The organism is uncultured Gimesia sp. (assembly GCF_937919775.1).
In the GTDB taxonomy this organism is placed as follows: domain Bacteria; phylum Planctomycetota; class Planctomycetia; order Planctomycetales; family Planctomycetaceae; genus Gimesia.
Genome location: NZ_CALFPF010000571.1, coordinates 1 through 14,350, shown reverse-complemented (window position 1 = coordinate 14,350; position 14,350 = coordinate 1). Strand labels below are relative to the sequence as shown.

The 14,350-nt window shown below is 50.5% G+C and carries 10 protein-coding genes; 4 read left to right on the top strand and 6 right to left on the bottom strand.

Annotated features, from left to right (window positions below; translation table 11 throughout):
• Window positions 1-111: 111 nt before the first annotated feature.
• From Q0294_RS16475 to Q0294_RS16460, 4 genes are all read left to right on the top strand, one after another.
• Window positions 112-918: a substrate-binding domain-containing protein gene (locus Q0294_RS16475; protein WP_299467642.1), complete on the top strand. Its 807-nt coding sequence runs from the start codon at window positions 112-114 to the stop codon at window positions 916-918.
• A gap of 165 nt (window positions 919-1,083) precedes the next feature.
• On the top strand, window positions 1,084-2,598 hold the full coding sequence (locus Q0294_RS16470) for a sugar ABC transporter ATP-binding protein (RefSeq protein WP_299467639.1): 1,515 nt from the start codon (window positions 1,084-1,086) through the stop codon (window positions 2,596-2,598).
• Window positions 2,585-3,535, top strand: coding sequence for an ABC transporter permease (locus Q0294_RS16465; protein ID WP_299467637.1), 951 nt, complete (start codon window positions 2,585-2,587; stop codon window positions 3,533-3,535). Before Q0294_RS16470 ends, Q0294_RS16465 begins: the two co-directional genes overlap by 14 nt.
• Before the next feature lie 191 nt (window positions 3,536-3,726).
• Entirely contained in the window at window positions 3,727-6,066 is a 2,340-nt protein-coding gene (locus Q0294_RS16460; protein WP_299467635.1) for an MMPL family transporter, read from the top strand.
• Window positions 6,067-6,082: 16 nt separating this feature from the next.
• Here Q0294_RS16460 and Q0294_RS16455 read toward each other — a convergent pair whose 3' ends face one another.
• The 6 genes from Q0294_RS16455 to pyk all read right to left on the bottom strand — a co-directional run bounded on the left by Q0294_RS16455 (window position 6,083) and on the right by pyk (window position 14,145).
• On the bottom strand, window positions 6,083-8,041 hold the full coding sequence (locus tag Q0294_RS16455; RefSeq protein ID WP_299467633.1) for a translocase: 1,959 nt from the start codon (window positions 8,039-8,041) through the stop codon (window positions 6,083-6,085).
• 369 nt (window positions 8,042-8,410) lie between these two features.
• The gene (locus Q0294_RS16450) at window positions 8,411-9,358 is read right to left on the bottom strand and encodes a site-specific DNA-methyltransferase (protein ID WP_299467631.1); all 948 of its coding nucleotides are present in this window, start codon (window positions 9,356-9,358) and stop codon (window positions 8,411-8,413) included.
• A 36-nt stretch (window positions 9,359-9,394) separates the two neighbouring features.
• Window positions 9,395-10,036 carry a thioredoxin family protein gene (locus Q0294_RS16445; RefSeq protein WP_299467628.1) on the bottom strand — a complete coding sequence of 214 codons (642 nt, stop codon included), beginning with the start codon at window positions 10,034-10,036 and terminating at the stop codon, window positions 9,395-9,397.
• Between the two features lie 52 nt (window positions 10,037-10,088).
• The gene (locus Q0294_RS16440) at window positions 10,089-11,159 is read right to left on the bottom strand and encodes an Ldh family oxidoreductase (RefSeq protein ID WP_299467626.1); all 1,071 of its coding nucleotides are present in this window, start codon (window positions 11,157-11,159) and stop codon (window positions 10,089-10,091) included.
• 183 nt (window positions 11,160-11,342) lie between these two features.
• The gene (locus Q0294_RS16435) at window positions 11,343-12,653 is read right to left on the bottom strand and encodes a PQQ-binding-like beta-propeller repeat protein (protein ID WP_299467624.1); all 1,311 of its coding nucleotides are present in this window, start codon (window positions 12,651-12,653) and stop codon (window positions 11,343-11,345) included.
• 34 nt (window positions 12,654-12,687) lie between these two features.
• Entirely contained in the window at window positions 12,688-14,145 is a 1,458-nt protein-coding gene (pyk, locus tag Q0294_RS16430; protein ID WP_299467622.1) for a pyruvate kinase, read from the bottom strand.
• Window positions 14,146-14,350 lie beyond the last annotated feature (205 nt).

Sequence of the window (14,350 nt, the reverse complement as noted above, 5' to 3'; positions counted from 1 at the left end):
TCCCCCGACGCTCTCAACCTTTCTTTTACGACCTGATTTTGTTAGTTAGGAGTAATAGATTAAGTCGTTTTATGCGGGATTCACTGTATTCCATTGAAACGAAGGTTGATTATGAACAGCGCACGGTTTCTGAATTCGACTCTCTTATTTCTGATGATGCTTCTGTTTTCGCATGGTTGTGGAAATACCGATTCCGGTCCGCAGCAGACAGACTCGCAACCGCTGACAGGAAAACTGTATGGCGTCTCGTTTCAGACTTTGAATAATCCGTTTTTTGTTGATCTCGGAGAGGGTCTGAAAAAAGAGCTCGAAGCCAACGGCGATCGACTGGTAATTCTGGATGCACAATTCAATTCCCTCAAACAGAAGAATGATCTTTCGGATTTGATTCTGCAGGGAGCTGCCGGCATTTTCGTGAATCCGGTGAACTGGGAAGGACTCAAAGGCTCATTACTCGAAGCCAACCGGAAAAACGTTCCCGTCATTATTGTCGATGCACCCGTCAAAAAAGAAGATGAAGAATTAATCGTCTGTACGGTCGCCTCTGATAATTTTCTCGCTGGAAAACTCGCTGCAGAGGCACTGGCAAAAGTGAATCCGCAAGCAAAACTGGTCGTGCTGCATTTATCGGTCAATAAAGCGTGCATTGATCGGGTCGATGGTTTTAATACAGGTATGGCGCAATACCCGGAAATGGAAATTCTGGATGTGCAGGAAGCCAAAGGGACAACCGAGGGAGCAAGACCTGTCATGCGCGATCTGATTGGTCGCCATCCTGATCTGGACGCTGTATTTGCCATCAATGATCCCAACGCCTTGGGAGTCATCTCCGCTCTGGATTCCGTGAATAAACTCGATCAGGTTACGATTGTCACCGTCGACGGTTCTCAGGCTGGAATCAAAGCAATCCTGTCATGAAAGTTACATTCCACTTCCGCCCAGTTTCCACGCGAAATTGGCCAGATTGCCGCACAAAAAATGCTGGCACACCAACGTGGTGAACCCGTGGAAAAAGATGTCAAAGTGCGTGTGGAACTGATTACGAAAGAAAACGCGGAGCAGTTCCTGGAGGCAAAATAAACCATGCCTGCCACGATTTCACCGTTACTCCGGCTCCATGGAATTACCAAACGTTTTGGCAACGTGACTGCGCTGGATGATATCAGTCTTGATCTTCAAGCCGGCGAGATTCATACATTGCTGGGAGAAAACGGCGCAGGAAAAAGTACTCTGATTAAAATTCTGGGAGGTATTTATCAACCCGATCAGGGACAAATCTGGCTGGAACAGCAGCAGGTATCCCTGCGCAGTGTCGCCGATGCAGCTCGGTTGAAAATCAGATTGATCCATCAGGAACTCTCGCTGGCACCAAATCTGTCTGTCGCAGAAAATATTTTCCTGGGATGCGAACCGGTCTGTTTTGGATTCCTGCAGCGACGGCAGATGAATCAAAAAGCCGCAGCCCTGATCACACAGTTAGGGCTTTCCGAAATCGCAGATGTGACAGCAACCGTGTCTGACTTGAGTACGGCTCAACAGCAACTGGTAGAAATTGCCCGCGCCTTATCTCAGGAGGCACGTGTGTTGATTCTGGATGAGCCGACCTCCTCACTCTCCGATGTCGAAGTCGATGCTTTGTTCAATACGCTGCGCCGGTTACGCTCACAAGGGGTCGGCATCATTTATATCTCGCATCGCATGGAGGAAATCACGCGTCTTTCGGATCGGATCACTGTTTTACGCGACGGAAAGTCTGTGGGAACAGCGAACACGAATGAGGTCGATACCGCAACGCTCGTTCAATGGATGGTGGGTCGCGATATTCAGGAACATTTTCCCCGGCCCCCTTATCGACCCGGCGAAGTCGCGTTGAAAGTCTGCCAGCTCAGTAGTCCCTATGTCCATGATATTTCTTTTGAAGTTCGGTATGGTGAAGTGTTGGGTCTGTCCGGTCTGGTAGGCGCCGGTCGGACCGAGTTGGCCCGGGCCTTGTTTGGCATTGATCGCGTTCAGAGTGGAACGGTGATGATCGATGGTCAACCAACGCAGATTCGCAACCCGCGCGAGGCATTGAATCAGGGGCTGGTTTTGGTTCCGGAGGATCGCAAACAGCAGGGACTGGTGCTGGATCAGTCCGTCGCTTTTAATATTACGCTTCCCTGGCTGAAGGACTGGATTCGAGGTTGTGTGTTTTATTATCAGATCAAAAATGCGATTGTCGAACGAACCGTAAAACGATTTGGAGTCCGACTGGCCGGATCAGAGCAGCCGATGCGGGATCTGTCGGGAGGAAATCAGCAGAAAGTTCTTGTCGGCCGCTGGATGGAGAAACCGCCGAAAATTCTGATTCTGGATGAACCCACGCGCGGCATTGATGTCGGAGCGCGTGAAGACATGTATCGAATCATTGGTGATCTGGTCAAACAGGGAATGGCGTTGATACTGATTACATCAGACCTGGATGAAGTTCTGAACATTTCGCATAAAGTGGGTACGTTCCGGGCAGGACGGCTCACGGGAATTTACGAGACGCAAAAAGTCTCCGCTGAGCAGATTATGCAGCAACTGACGAAAGGGGAAGAAAGTGAAAATCGTTAAACAAATGGTCCCTCTGTTAGCTGCAATCGTGATTTTGCTCCTGCTGTTTCGTATCTGGGTTCCGACTTTTCTCTCTCCGGAGAACATGCTGGATCTGACGCAACAGATTTCCGTCAATACGATTCTGGCGTTGGGAATGACGCTGGTCATTTTGATCGGGGGCATTGATCTTTCGGTGGGAGCCATGGTCGCTCTGGTGGGAACGACGACTGTTTTCTGTCTCACATCACTCTCGGGAGAAACTCAGAATCTGTTTCTGATATTCGTTTCGCTTCTGGCAGGACTGGGCGCGGCAGCTCTGTTTGGTATGTTTCATGGCGTGGCTGCTTCAAAGACGGCAATGCCTCCCTTTATCATTACTCTGGCTTCCATGCTCGTCGCCCGCGGTTGCGCTTTGCGATTTAATGGCGGGCTTCCCATGCCGATCGGCGAGCACCAGACATTTTTCCTCGCCATTGGCAATGGTCGCCTGTTTGATGTGATCCCCCTGCCCGTTGCCATCATGCTGACGCTGTTTCTACTGATGTCTCTCTTGTTGCATCGCACCCGTTTTGGTCAGCACGTTTATGCGCTGGGAGGCAATCGGGAAGCAGCCCTTTACACGGGCATTCCCGTTGTCCGCGTGGAAATTCTCGTTTACCTGCTCTGTTCTTTAATGGCGGGGGTGGCCGGTATGATCCATACATCCCAACTTTATTCTGCTGAACCAGGATCCGGTGAGATGTTTGAGCTGACGGCAATTGCTGCCGTGGTTGTCGGAGGCACCAGTTTTACCGGTGGGCGCGGAACCATGTTTGGTACGCTGATCGGTGCCGTCATCATTGGAATTCTCGACAAAGGCCTCAATCAGGCAGGCATTCATTATTCACTGCAATACATAGTCAAGGGGGCCGTGATCCTGTTTGCCGTGTATCTTGACGTGAGACGCAACAGGTAGCCGGCTGTTTTCAAACGGTTTACGCTTTATGCCGAATCTGATGATTGCGCGAGCCGGAGAAATTGCAAAAAGTCTGCTATTTTCTCCGACGGGTAAAAAGCCGTGAGCTAGACTTGCTGTGTACACGTGGGCTGGATGGCCTTGGATGTACCCAGCGATCTTGATTTGTCCCCTCACACAGAGATCTTTCAATGACTTCCGCAAAACCTCGTTACGTCCGTCGTTATGTCGTCACCGTAATTGTATTAGTATTACTGACCCCTTTTCTGATTTACGGCGCTCACCACAGTATCGAAAGCATGTGCATTGCCCCGGAAAAGTGGGCACCTCCTGTCATGCAATCCAGGCAGAACTACGAAAAGTTCAAAGAACACTTTGAAAGTAATGATCTGCTTTTAATCAGCTGGCCTGGTTGTACTGTCGATGATCCTCGGCTGCTCGAATTCGAAGCGAAAATCAACGCGCCTCATACGACTGATTTCGGGGAAACACATGCGTCATTATTCGACCGTATTATTACCGGCGCTGGAATTGTAAACACACTAGCGGCTCCTCCGCTCAAGTTACCGCGCGATGAAGCCTTGGAACGCCTGCAAGGGGTTTTAGTCGGCAAAGACTTAAATGCCAGTTGCGCTGTCATTATTCTGACGCACCGTGGAAATGAGTTTCGTAAGCAGTCGATCGACCATGTATTATCGGTCGCCGAAACGGTTTGCCAATTACCACGGGAAGATTTTCATATCACCGGACCTCCCGTAGACGGGGTCGCCATTGACCGGGCCAGTATTCACAGCGTGAATTTGTTCGGCGCTTTGTCTGCTGCCCTGGCGACGGCGTTATGCTGGATTTGTATTCGGTCCTGGATGCTGACAGGCACGATCCTGCTGGCAGGATTATTCGGACAGGGGCTCGTCCTTTCGATGGTCTACTATTCAGGAACGCCTCTGGATGCGGTTCTGATTATTACGCCGTCGCTGGTTTTTGTGTTGACGATTTCAGCGGGCGTCCATCTGGTAAACTACTACTACGATGAATTATTTGCCACGAAAGCCAAGTCGAAAACGGAAGCGGAATCAGCAGTGCGAACCGGGTTTTCCAAAGGCTGGCAACCATGTCTGCTGGCGGCTGTCACCACAGCGATTGGACTGGGATCACTCATGGTCAGTCAGATCATCCCGATTGCGATGTTTGGTCTGTTAGCTTCAGTCGGTTTATTGATTACATTGGGAGTCTTATTACTGATCCTGCCTGGTGCGATGCAACTCTGGCCGCCTCAGCAAATCCTGAAATACAATCAGGCAGGCAATACGACTGCAACCCCCCGCTATTTTATGCGAATTTCATCCTGGATGGAGCAGTTAGCTTGTTTTCTGGAACGAAATTCCGCTGCTGTTTTTATGTCATCCCTGTTAGTGATGGCGGTTTCGGCCTACGGTTTATTATCAATCCGCTCTTCAGTCGATGTACCTTCGCTGTTTCCGGCAGGAAGTCAGGTTCTGACTGATTACAAGTTTAATGAAGATCGAATGGGGCCGCTGATCCCTGTTGAAGTGGTCATCGAATTTGAACCTGATTGCAAAAAAACGTTTTTGCAACGATTACGGATCATCGATGAAATTGAACAAACCATCAAAAACATTGACGGTTTTACAGGGACGATGTCCGCAGCCACTTTTGGTCCTAATGCTGTTGAACATAACGGTTTTGAGTCTATTCTCCGGAAAGTGGTCACGAATAAAAAATTGCATGAAAATCGTCAGGCAGTATTGGATTCTGTTTATCTGTCGGAAACCGGTGATAAAGAGTCATGGCGCATCAGTGCGCGGGTGCCTGCTCTGCAAAAAACCGATTATGGAGTCGCTCTCAATCAACTGAAAGCCACTTTGCAACCGGAACTCAAAAAATATGGTGAGCAGGGCGTGCATCTGACAGCTTATTACACTGGGATTATGCCTTTAATTCATACAGTTCAACAATTGATCCTGCAGGATCTTACCTGGAGTTTTCTCACCGCATTTATACTCGTGGCTATGGTGATTATGATCATCCAGCGCAGTTTGTGGACCGGTTTACTGAGTATGCTGCCGAATGTATTTCCGATTGTGATCGTTTTTGGTCTGATGGGCTGGATGGACATTCCACTGGATATTGGCGCGGTAATGACGGCCAGTGTGGCACTGGGAATTGCCATTGATGATACATTGCATTTCCTGGCATGGTTCCGCAGAGAGAAGACATTGAACCGAACCAGCGAAGAAGCAGTTCACGCTGCATTGAAACATTGCGGACGAGCAATGATTCATACAACCTTTATCTGCGGCCTGGGTTTGCTGGTATTTGGTTTCAGTGATTTTATTCCCACACAACGTTTCGCGTGGATGATGCTGGCATTACTCACGACAGCGTTGATCGGAGATTTACTCTTCCTGCCCGCGATGCTGATGCAACCCTTTGCAAAACAACTGCAATTTGCAAAAGACGGACTATCTGGAAAACTGAGCGTTACTTCAACACCATTATCAGCAAAATAATCTGGCATTGGTGTGATTAAAACGAATTCAGATTGGCATGCTGGCCCATCTGTTGCAGCATCTGACGGCGTTGATTGATGCAGTTGACCAAATCAATCCGTTGCTGTTCATGACGTTTTTCAATGCGCTGTTGTGCCTGATAAAAATAAGGAACCGCCGACTTCAGGTCCTGGTTGTGCTCATGATAAGACGAATTTAATTCCTGGACCTGCTGCTCACCCAGACCGGCAGCCAGGATTTCATCTTCGAGTGAAAGGAATAGGCGTGCGCTGCCTGGATCTCCCTGGCGTGCAGATCGTCCTGTCAATTGTCGATCAATGCGGGCGGATTCATGCAATTCAGAGCAGATCACATGTAGCCCGCCCGGCTCTGCAACCCCTTCACCGAGGAGAATATCCGTACCACGGCCCGCCATATTAGTGGCCACGGTAATCCGACCCGGTTGGCCTGCCTGCTGAATGATGGCGGCCTCGTTTTCATGATTCAAAGCATGCAAAACTTCATGCTCCAGCCCCACCTGTAACAGCCGCGCTGATAATTCATTCGATAAATTCACGGACCGCGTTCCGATCAGCACGGGTCTGCCCTGCCCATGCATGGCAGCCGTTTCTTCCACAATGGCGGCCCATTTTTCTTCTGCCGTGAAGTAAATCTGTTCGGGTAACATCTGACGTTTCGCGGGGCGGTTGGTGGGAATTTTGATCACGGGAGTCGCGAAGACTTTCTTCAATTCACCGGCCGCTGATTCTGCCGTCCCCGTCATGCCCGCCATTCTTGGATAACGTGAAAATAATTCCTGAACCGTCGTTTGCGCACCGACTTTGGTGGGGGACGTCATCTCGAGGCCTTCTTTGGCTTCAATGGCCTGGTGAATACCATTCTGCCACATGCGACCCTCAGAAATTCTCCCCGTAAATTCATCGACGATTGCCACCTTTCCCTCTCGGACGACATAATCGCGGCCGTTCTGAAAATAGTTCCGGACCCGCAAAGCACGTTCTGAGGCAAGATAAGCGGTTCCCGTGTTGATCGCTGAAGGGGCATCATTCTCCAATAACATCTCACGCACGATACGTCGGCCGGCTTCGGTCAATTCCATACCACGTTCTGGACCATGATCAATGTAATGTTCGTTTTCTGTCAATCTGGTCACGTGCGAAGCACTCCACTGGCAGGCGCTGGCCAACTGTGCTTCTTCACTCGCATCGGTTTGTCCGATGATCAATGGCGTCCGCGCTTCGTCAATTAATATGCTGTCTGCTTCATCAATAATCACCATATAAGGCTGACGCGGATTCAATAATTGCTGCTCACTCTGGTTGTTTCGCTGACCAAATAACTGCTGCCGCCGTGAGGTAGAGGAAGTTTTGAGGTCTGATGAGCTGAGTAGATCTCGCAGATAATCAAATCCAAATTCCCGCGCGGTCCCATAGGTGATATCACATTCATAAGCGGCACGGCGTTCCGACAATGTAGAAGCAGCCGTAACCGTTCCCACTGTCATGCCCAACGAGTTATAAACGGGGTTCAACCACTGTGCATCGCGTTCAGCGAGATAATCATTGGCCGTGGCAATGTGAATCCCCTGATCGGGTAGTGCATTCAGGCAAAGGGTCAACGCAGCCGTCAACGTCTTTCCTTCACCGGTCTGCATTTCTGCAATCGCCCCTTCATGCATCGCAAACGCGCCGAGATATTGAACCGGATAAGGCGTTAAACCCAGGTGCCGTTTCATTTGTTCGCTGACGACCGCAAACGCTTCGGGAAGCAAATTCGTAAGAGACTCACCGCTTTGTACGCGATAGCGGAATGAATTCCACTCATCAAATAACTGGGAATCCGTGTAGGAAGCGAAATCCTGTTGCAGAAGCTGAATCTGCTCGACCATGTCCCACCAGAGCGCAGGAATCTCATTTTCTCCTGTCAGGAGAAAACCGCGGAGCCGTTCTGCGAGAGAGGAGATGAAATTCGCCACGATAATGTTTTACAATCCCGAAAAGGGTTATCATTGATATGATCTGCATATTCTAACGAATCGTTACACCAGTTTCGATCCTTTTTATCTACAAGCCTGACGAGAGACTGAAACGGGGGTCTGCTGTTGACTTTTCGCAACAGCGTCAGCAAACGAATGTTGTTTTGAGGCAACATTTTAGGGAGTAGACGCCTTATTTCAGGAGCAAAAGCGGTAGATCACTGAAAAAGCACATACCATGCCGCCAGAAAAGAGGAGTGATGGCGGCCTTGGGCAGACAGCGGAGACTTTAATGGCCCATACAGGAAATGAACGTGCCAACGTCAAGCGGTGCTGGCACGTGGGTGCTTGAGAGCGGGAAGGTTCAGCTCAGAGCAGTTTTTTCTGCCGCGGATTTTGTTTCTTTGGTGAAGAACTTTTTTTTGATGCGGTTCCTGGCGTGCTGTCTTCGAGCCGTTTCCCGTTTTTCGTCGAGGGGGCACTGACCAGCGGATTTTCCTGACCGTCCAGGGGTTGTCCCACATCGATCTCAGACAGACGTTGTTGTGCGCGTGCGCCATATTCTTCCGAGAGTTCAAAGCCGACGTACTGACGGTTTAATTTCTTTGCGACCGCCAGCGTGGTCCCGCTTCCCGAAAAAGGATCGAGCACAATTTCTTCCGGGTGGGAACAGGCGCGAATGATCCGCCCCAGGAGTTGTTCGGGCATCTGACAGCCGTGCCACCCCTGGCGTTCCTTAAACGTGCCATTGATGCGGGGAAAGTACCAGGTGTCTTCATCGCCTTGAAAACTCTCAGGAATATCCTGCGGTCGTAAAATCCAGGTATCGTCGGGAAGACGACCTTTGGGATTGGCTCGCTTGTCTCCGTAGACCAGTTGTCGTGCGGAAGGAATTCGGATCGACGGATCATCGGCATTGAAGGTGAACTGCTTCGGGTCTTTCACCATGTGGAATAAATGGGCGTGTGAACGGCTGAACTTGTTTTTACAATTCACGCCAAAGGTGTAATACCAGATGACCCAACTGCGGCAGGTGAGCCCCAGTTTCCGCTGCATCATGACTTTGAGTTCAGCCGCGTATTCATCACCAATTGCCAGCCAGAACGTGCCATCCGGTTTCAACAGCCGCACCACTTCCGACAGCCAGAGCGAACACCAGTCGAGATACTGCTCGCTTTCGAGACGGTCTTCGTACTGATCGTATTCGTAGCCGATATTAAAGGGGGGATCAGCGAATGCCAAATCAATCGATTCCGCTTCGAGTCCCTGCATACCTGCAATGCAGTCCTGAATATGTATCTGATTCAAGTTCGTCATATGTGTTCTGGTTGCAGTTACTGGAATGCGGAGTATTTAATTTTTTCTGCGGATGCGTTTGTAACGAACATTACAACCGATGGCAATGGTCTCTGTAATTTCCGGCTGTTTACCTTTTAATGCCGCTTCAATCGCAAGGGAAACATAATCCTGCTTCACCCTGCTGGCGTCGGTGGCATCATCCATGGCCCCCATGTAAACGACTTTTCGATCTTTGTTTAACACAAAAAATTCCGGCGTACGAGTGGCTCCGAAGTCCTGCCCGATTTTCTGCGATTCATCAAACAGGTACGGAAAGACAAACTGTTTTTGCTTCGCCTGTTCGGTCATTTTTTCCAGACTGTCTGCAGGAACCAGATTCACGTTGACGGCAATGACGGCAACCTGAGAATCCTTCGCCACATACTTTTGAGCAAGACGATTCAGTCTCGCTTCATAGTCGACGGCATAAGGACAACTATTGCACATAAACGCAATCACCAGCACTTCTTTATCTTTAAAAGAATCGCTGGAATAAGACTTTCCATCAGTGGCAGGCAGTTTTTCCCACGAGGGGGCCTGATCTCCCGCATTGAGTACGGGGTTATATTTGCCCGCAGATAACTCTGCATTGATTGCACAGACGAAAACAATTGATAACATCAGAAGCGAAACAAACGGTCGCGATGCAGTCCTCATTTCAGACCTCAAAAAAAGTGCTGATCAAAGTGGTTCCCCCATCAAACGAAGTTTACCAGGGGACTTCATAATTCACGCGTTTGGCCAGTTCTTTCAGTTGACTGGCATGATCGCGATGGACATACAGGCCTTCCCGGAGCGCCCGCTGTGTCAGTTCCCATTCCAGTTCGCCGGGTATCCGCACCCGCTCATCTGCATTGGCGGGACGCAATTGATGGATGGCTTCTGTCGCGGAAGCCAGTTCTGCATGAAAGCGGTCTTCTGCAACAAACTGTTTGAGATCAATCACGTAGAAAAAATGTTCCGAGCCTTCAATTTCAGGTGCTTTCTTTTTATTGATTGGCAGTTTGCCTCCCGCCAGCGCACCGGTGAGAATTGAACTGATCATTGCCAGCCCGTAACCACGGGGCCCAGCGGCCGGCAGAAGTGTTTTGACTGCTGCGGAATCGGTCGTTTCATTTCCCTCGCGGTCCAGAGCATAACCAGTGGGGATCGGTAAACCGTATAATGCCTGCGTATCCAGTTTCCCCCATGAAGTTTTTGCACATGCCATATCCAGAACAAAGGGGGCACCTTCTCGCGCGGGCACTCCCCAGGCGATCGCATTATTCGCCGTTGCTGCTTGTGTACTTCCATGAGCGGCCACCGTAGCTTTACCGGTATTGGTAGTACAGTAACCAATCATGCCGGCTTCGACCGCCATTAAGACATAAACGGCAGCAGCACCAAAATGATGACTGTTGCGAACGGCGACTGTGCCTGTACCCACTTCCCGCGCTTTTTTAATCGCTAATTCCATCGCGCGCGTTGCGGCAACATGTCCCATCGCTTTACTGCCATCTAAAACGGCAATCGCCGGCGTTTCCGTGATCGTCAGAATTTGAGCACGGGGATCAATATCACCCATGTCCATTGCTTCAAGATAGCGTTCTGTGGCGCGGCTGCCATGTGAGTGGATGCCGCGCAGGTCAGCTTCGATCAACCGGTTGGCAGCAATTTCCGCCTCAACCTGAAACATCCCCATTCGTACAAACAGCTTGACCAGCAATTCCTTGAGCGGTTCCAGCGGAATCAGAACTTCCTGGGATCGATCCTGGGGGGGAGCAAAATGATCCGACGACATAGTTAGTGGCTCTCAATGTAGGGTGCAGTGCTGGTACACACCAGATCCTGCGAGGAAACGATAAACAGATTCTATCATATAATAGCGTAACGCCAATTCCAGACTGTTTCGACTCTCAAGAGGGATTACCAGGCAAACTTTTGGTGATTCCTGACGCAGTAGACTCGCTGTCAAAGCAATTCCCTACTTCGCCGATAAATCAACACGGACAATCTCTTTATCATTCCGCGCAAACACACTTTTCATGGCAAAAGCGGGATGCGACCAGATCGTCATGCGGCGCTGGACGGGGCGTGTGGGTTCGATCAGTTTGGCGCGGCTGATTTCCTCGTATCCCTGGGGAGTCAAATTGGCAATGATCAAATCGCCTTGCTCGTTGTGCAGGAAGTACCGGTCTTCATGCGGAATGATGAAGGCGTTCCACCAGCGACCTTTGCCAGTCGCTTTTTCCGTTTCCCACAGACGCCGTCCATTGCTTGCATCAAGACACCGCAGTTGGCCATAACTGCAAACGCCGTAGATATGCGTACCATTAAAAATGGGGGTCATCATAATCGGGTGCAGGCCGTCCGTATTGATTTCGCTGTCACTGTTTCCCGACCAGACAATTTTGGCCTGACTGCCATCGTCGGAGACTTCAATCATGCGCGGCCCATTATAAAAGCTGGCGACGAACAGGCGGTTTCCCACTTTGCGGGGCGTGGCGATACTGAGTCCGTAACGGACACCGTAAGGAACTTCCCAGATCAGTTTCCCGGTTTTCGGGTCCAGAGCAGAGACAGCACTCGGATGCCAGACAATCAGTTCCCGTTTTCCGCCGAACGTGAAGATAACCGGTGGCGCATAACCAACGGCGGAATCCTCAAGCGACCGCCAGAGTTCCTTACCGGTCGCCTTATCGAAGCTGACGACGAGTGAATTCTGTGTGCCACCCACCAGCGCGATGAGTTGATTGCCATCGACGAGTGGAGAAGCCACCGAACCCCAGGTGGGAAGTTTGGTACCAAAATCTTCGACGAAGTTTTTTTGCCAGATGACCTTGCCGTTTTCCGCGTCGAAGCAGAATAAATGGCCTTGCGCGCCGAGTGTATAGACGCGTCCGGCGTCGATCACCGGTGTCGAACGGGGACCGGCGGGATAACTGACCGAATACTCGACCGGATATTCGTAGCTCCAGATTTGTGTTCCCTCTTCGGCATCCAGACAGAGAACCCGTTCATAACCTACGCGCTGTTTGAAAATACGGTCTGTAACATAAACACACCAGCGGGAATTGACTTCCGCGACGGCGGGACCGGAATAACCTTCGCCAAGCGGAGCTGACCAGACACGGGGCAGCAAACCTGCTGTGGGGAGGGTTTTGACGATTCCTGTTTCCCGCCAGACGAGATCCTGTTGAGGTCCGCCCCATTGCGGCCAGTCATCACTGAATCCAGATTGAGAAATCAGACTGGCACACAGCATGCTTGCGATCAGAGTCAGTTTTTGCGTCATGGTTTCCTCAGGGGTAATACAGTCAAAATCAATATTATTTCACTTCGTGAACGAGCAGCATATCGTGTCCTAACGAAGTCCAGTCGGTTCCCGAAATCAACACGATCTGGCTTCCCGTCGAAAGGAAGCCGTGCTTTTTACCATACGTCACGATAAATTTGAGAATTTTCTGAGGTGACTTATCGACCACATCGGTCAGGAGTGAGGTGACTCCCCAGTAAAGGGTCATACGGCGGGCTGTCGCCGGTCGGTCTGTTAAGGCAACAGTAGGCACGGTGCGACGCTGCTTGGAAAGCGCCATCGCCGTTTTCCCTTCGTGTGTGCAGGTCACCATCAGATCGGCGTCCAGTTTTTCCGCGGTGATGCCGGCTCCGAGTGTGACGGCTTCCGTAACTTCACGGGCGAGCAGGCGACGATTACTTGTCGTTTCTTCCGAGTGCAGATTGGAAGAGAGAATCCGAGCGGCCTCTCGAACGATGCGACTCATCATCTCCACGGCTGCCAGCGGACTGACGCCCACTGCCGTTTCACCGGAAAGCATCACAGCATCGCTGCCATCCAGAACGGCATTGGCGACGTCGCTGGCTTCAGCGCGTGTGGGAAAGGTATTGAACTGCATACTGTCGAGCATCTGCGTGGCGGTGATCACTGGCACGCGGTGCTGGTTACAGAGATGGATAATCCGTTTCTGAATGATGGGAACCCGTTCGATATCAACTTCGACGCCCAGATCACCGCGCGCGACCATGACCGCATCGGTCAGTTTGAGAATCTGTTCGATATCGCTGACCGCTTCAATTTTTTCAATTTTAGCCACGATATGGGGACGATCAACGGGGTTCAGTTTGTCGATTTCCTCATTCAGGTGCGTGATATCATCTGCCGAACGCACAAAGCTCAGGCCAATATAATCCAGCCCGTGTTCGATGGCCCAGGCAAGGTCTTGGAGGTCTTTTTCTGTCATACAAGGCGTGCTGAGTTGAACCCCCGGCAAATTCACCCCCTGTTTGCTGCGAATAATTCCTTCACGCTCGACAACACACTCCACATATTCTCCGTCGTCTGATTTTTCGACCACGCGCATGGCAACCATGCCATCAGCCAAAAGCACCGGATCACCAACGCGGAGGTCTTCGATCAAAGGTTCGTAAGTGCAGGTCAATTCCCGCGGGTTGTCGGTTTCAATACCGCGAATGAACCGGAAACGCATATCTTGAAGGCATTTGATTTCACCGTCCGGCAAAACTCCCAGACGAATTTTCGGACCGGACAAATCGCCGAGTATTCCAATGGGCTTTCCCATTTCGTCAGAGATTTCGTGGATGTTTTTAACAATCCCTGCCAACCAGTCATGTTTCCCATGTGCGAAGTTGAGCCGAAACAGGTCAACGCCGGCAATGATCAGTTTGTGAAGCATTTCGCGAGAATCGGAAGCCGGGCCGACGGTAGCAATGATTTTGGTTTTTACGAGCGGTTGTTCTTCGTATTGCATCGTGTTCATCCTGAACCTTTAAAAGAATTTTTATCACAAAAAAGCAACCGAGGAATTTCTTATCGAGAAAACAAACTCAGTTTTTCACTTCGGGCTGGAACCACTGCTGATTAAGCTGTTTCACCGGTTCACCGGGTTTTGCAATGCGGAATTTCCCTTTGAGACTGACGGTCGTGGGGCGAATGCAGGTCTTATCATTGCAGGC

Coding starts and splice junctions, on each gene's coding strand:
- Q0294_RS16445 (WP_299467628.1), bottom strand. CDS start 10,036: ATGAGGACTGCATCGCGACCGTTTGTTTCGCTTCTGATGTTATCAATT.
- Q0294_RS16435 (WP_299467624.1), bottom strand. CDS start 12,653: ATGACGCAAAAACTGACTCTGATCGCAAGCATGCTGTGTGCCAGTCTG.
- Q0294_RS16450 (WP_299467631.1), bottom strand. CDS start 9,358: ATGACGAACTTGAATCAGATACATATTCAGGACTGCATTGCAGGTATG.
- Q0294_RS16475 (WP_299467642.1), top strand. CDS start 112: ATGAACAGCGCACGGTTTCTGAATTCGACTCTCTTATTTCTGATGATG.
- pyk (WP_299467622.1), bottom strand. CDS start 14,145: ATGCAATACGAAGAACAACCGCTCGTAAAAACCAAAATCATTGCTACC.
- Q0294_RS16460 (WP_299467635.1), top strand. CDS start 3,727: ATGACTTCCGCAAAACCTCGTTACGTCCGTCGTTATGTCGTCACCGTA.
- Q0294_RS16470 (WP_299467639.1), top strand. CDS start 1,084: ATGCCTGCCACGATTTCACCGTTACTCCGGCTCCATGGAATTACCAAA.
- Q0294_RS16440 (WP_299467626.1), bottom strand. CDS start 11,159: ATGTCGTCGGATCATTTTGCTCCCCCCCAGGATCGATCCCAGGAAGTT.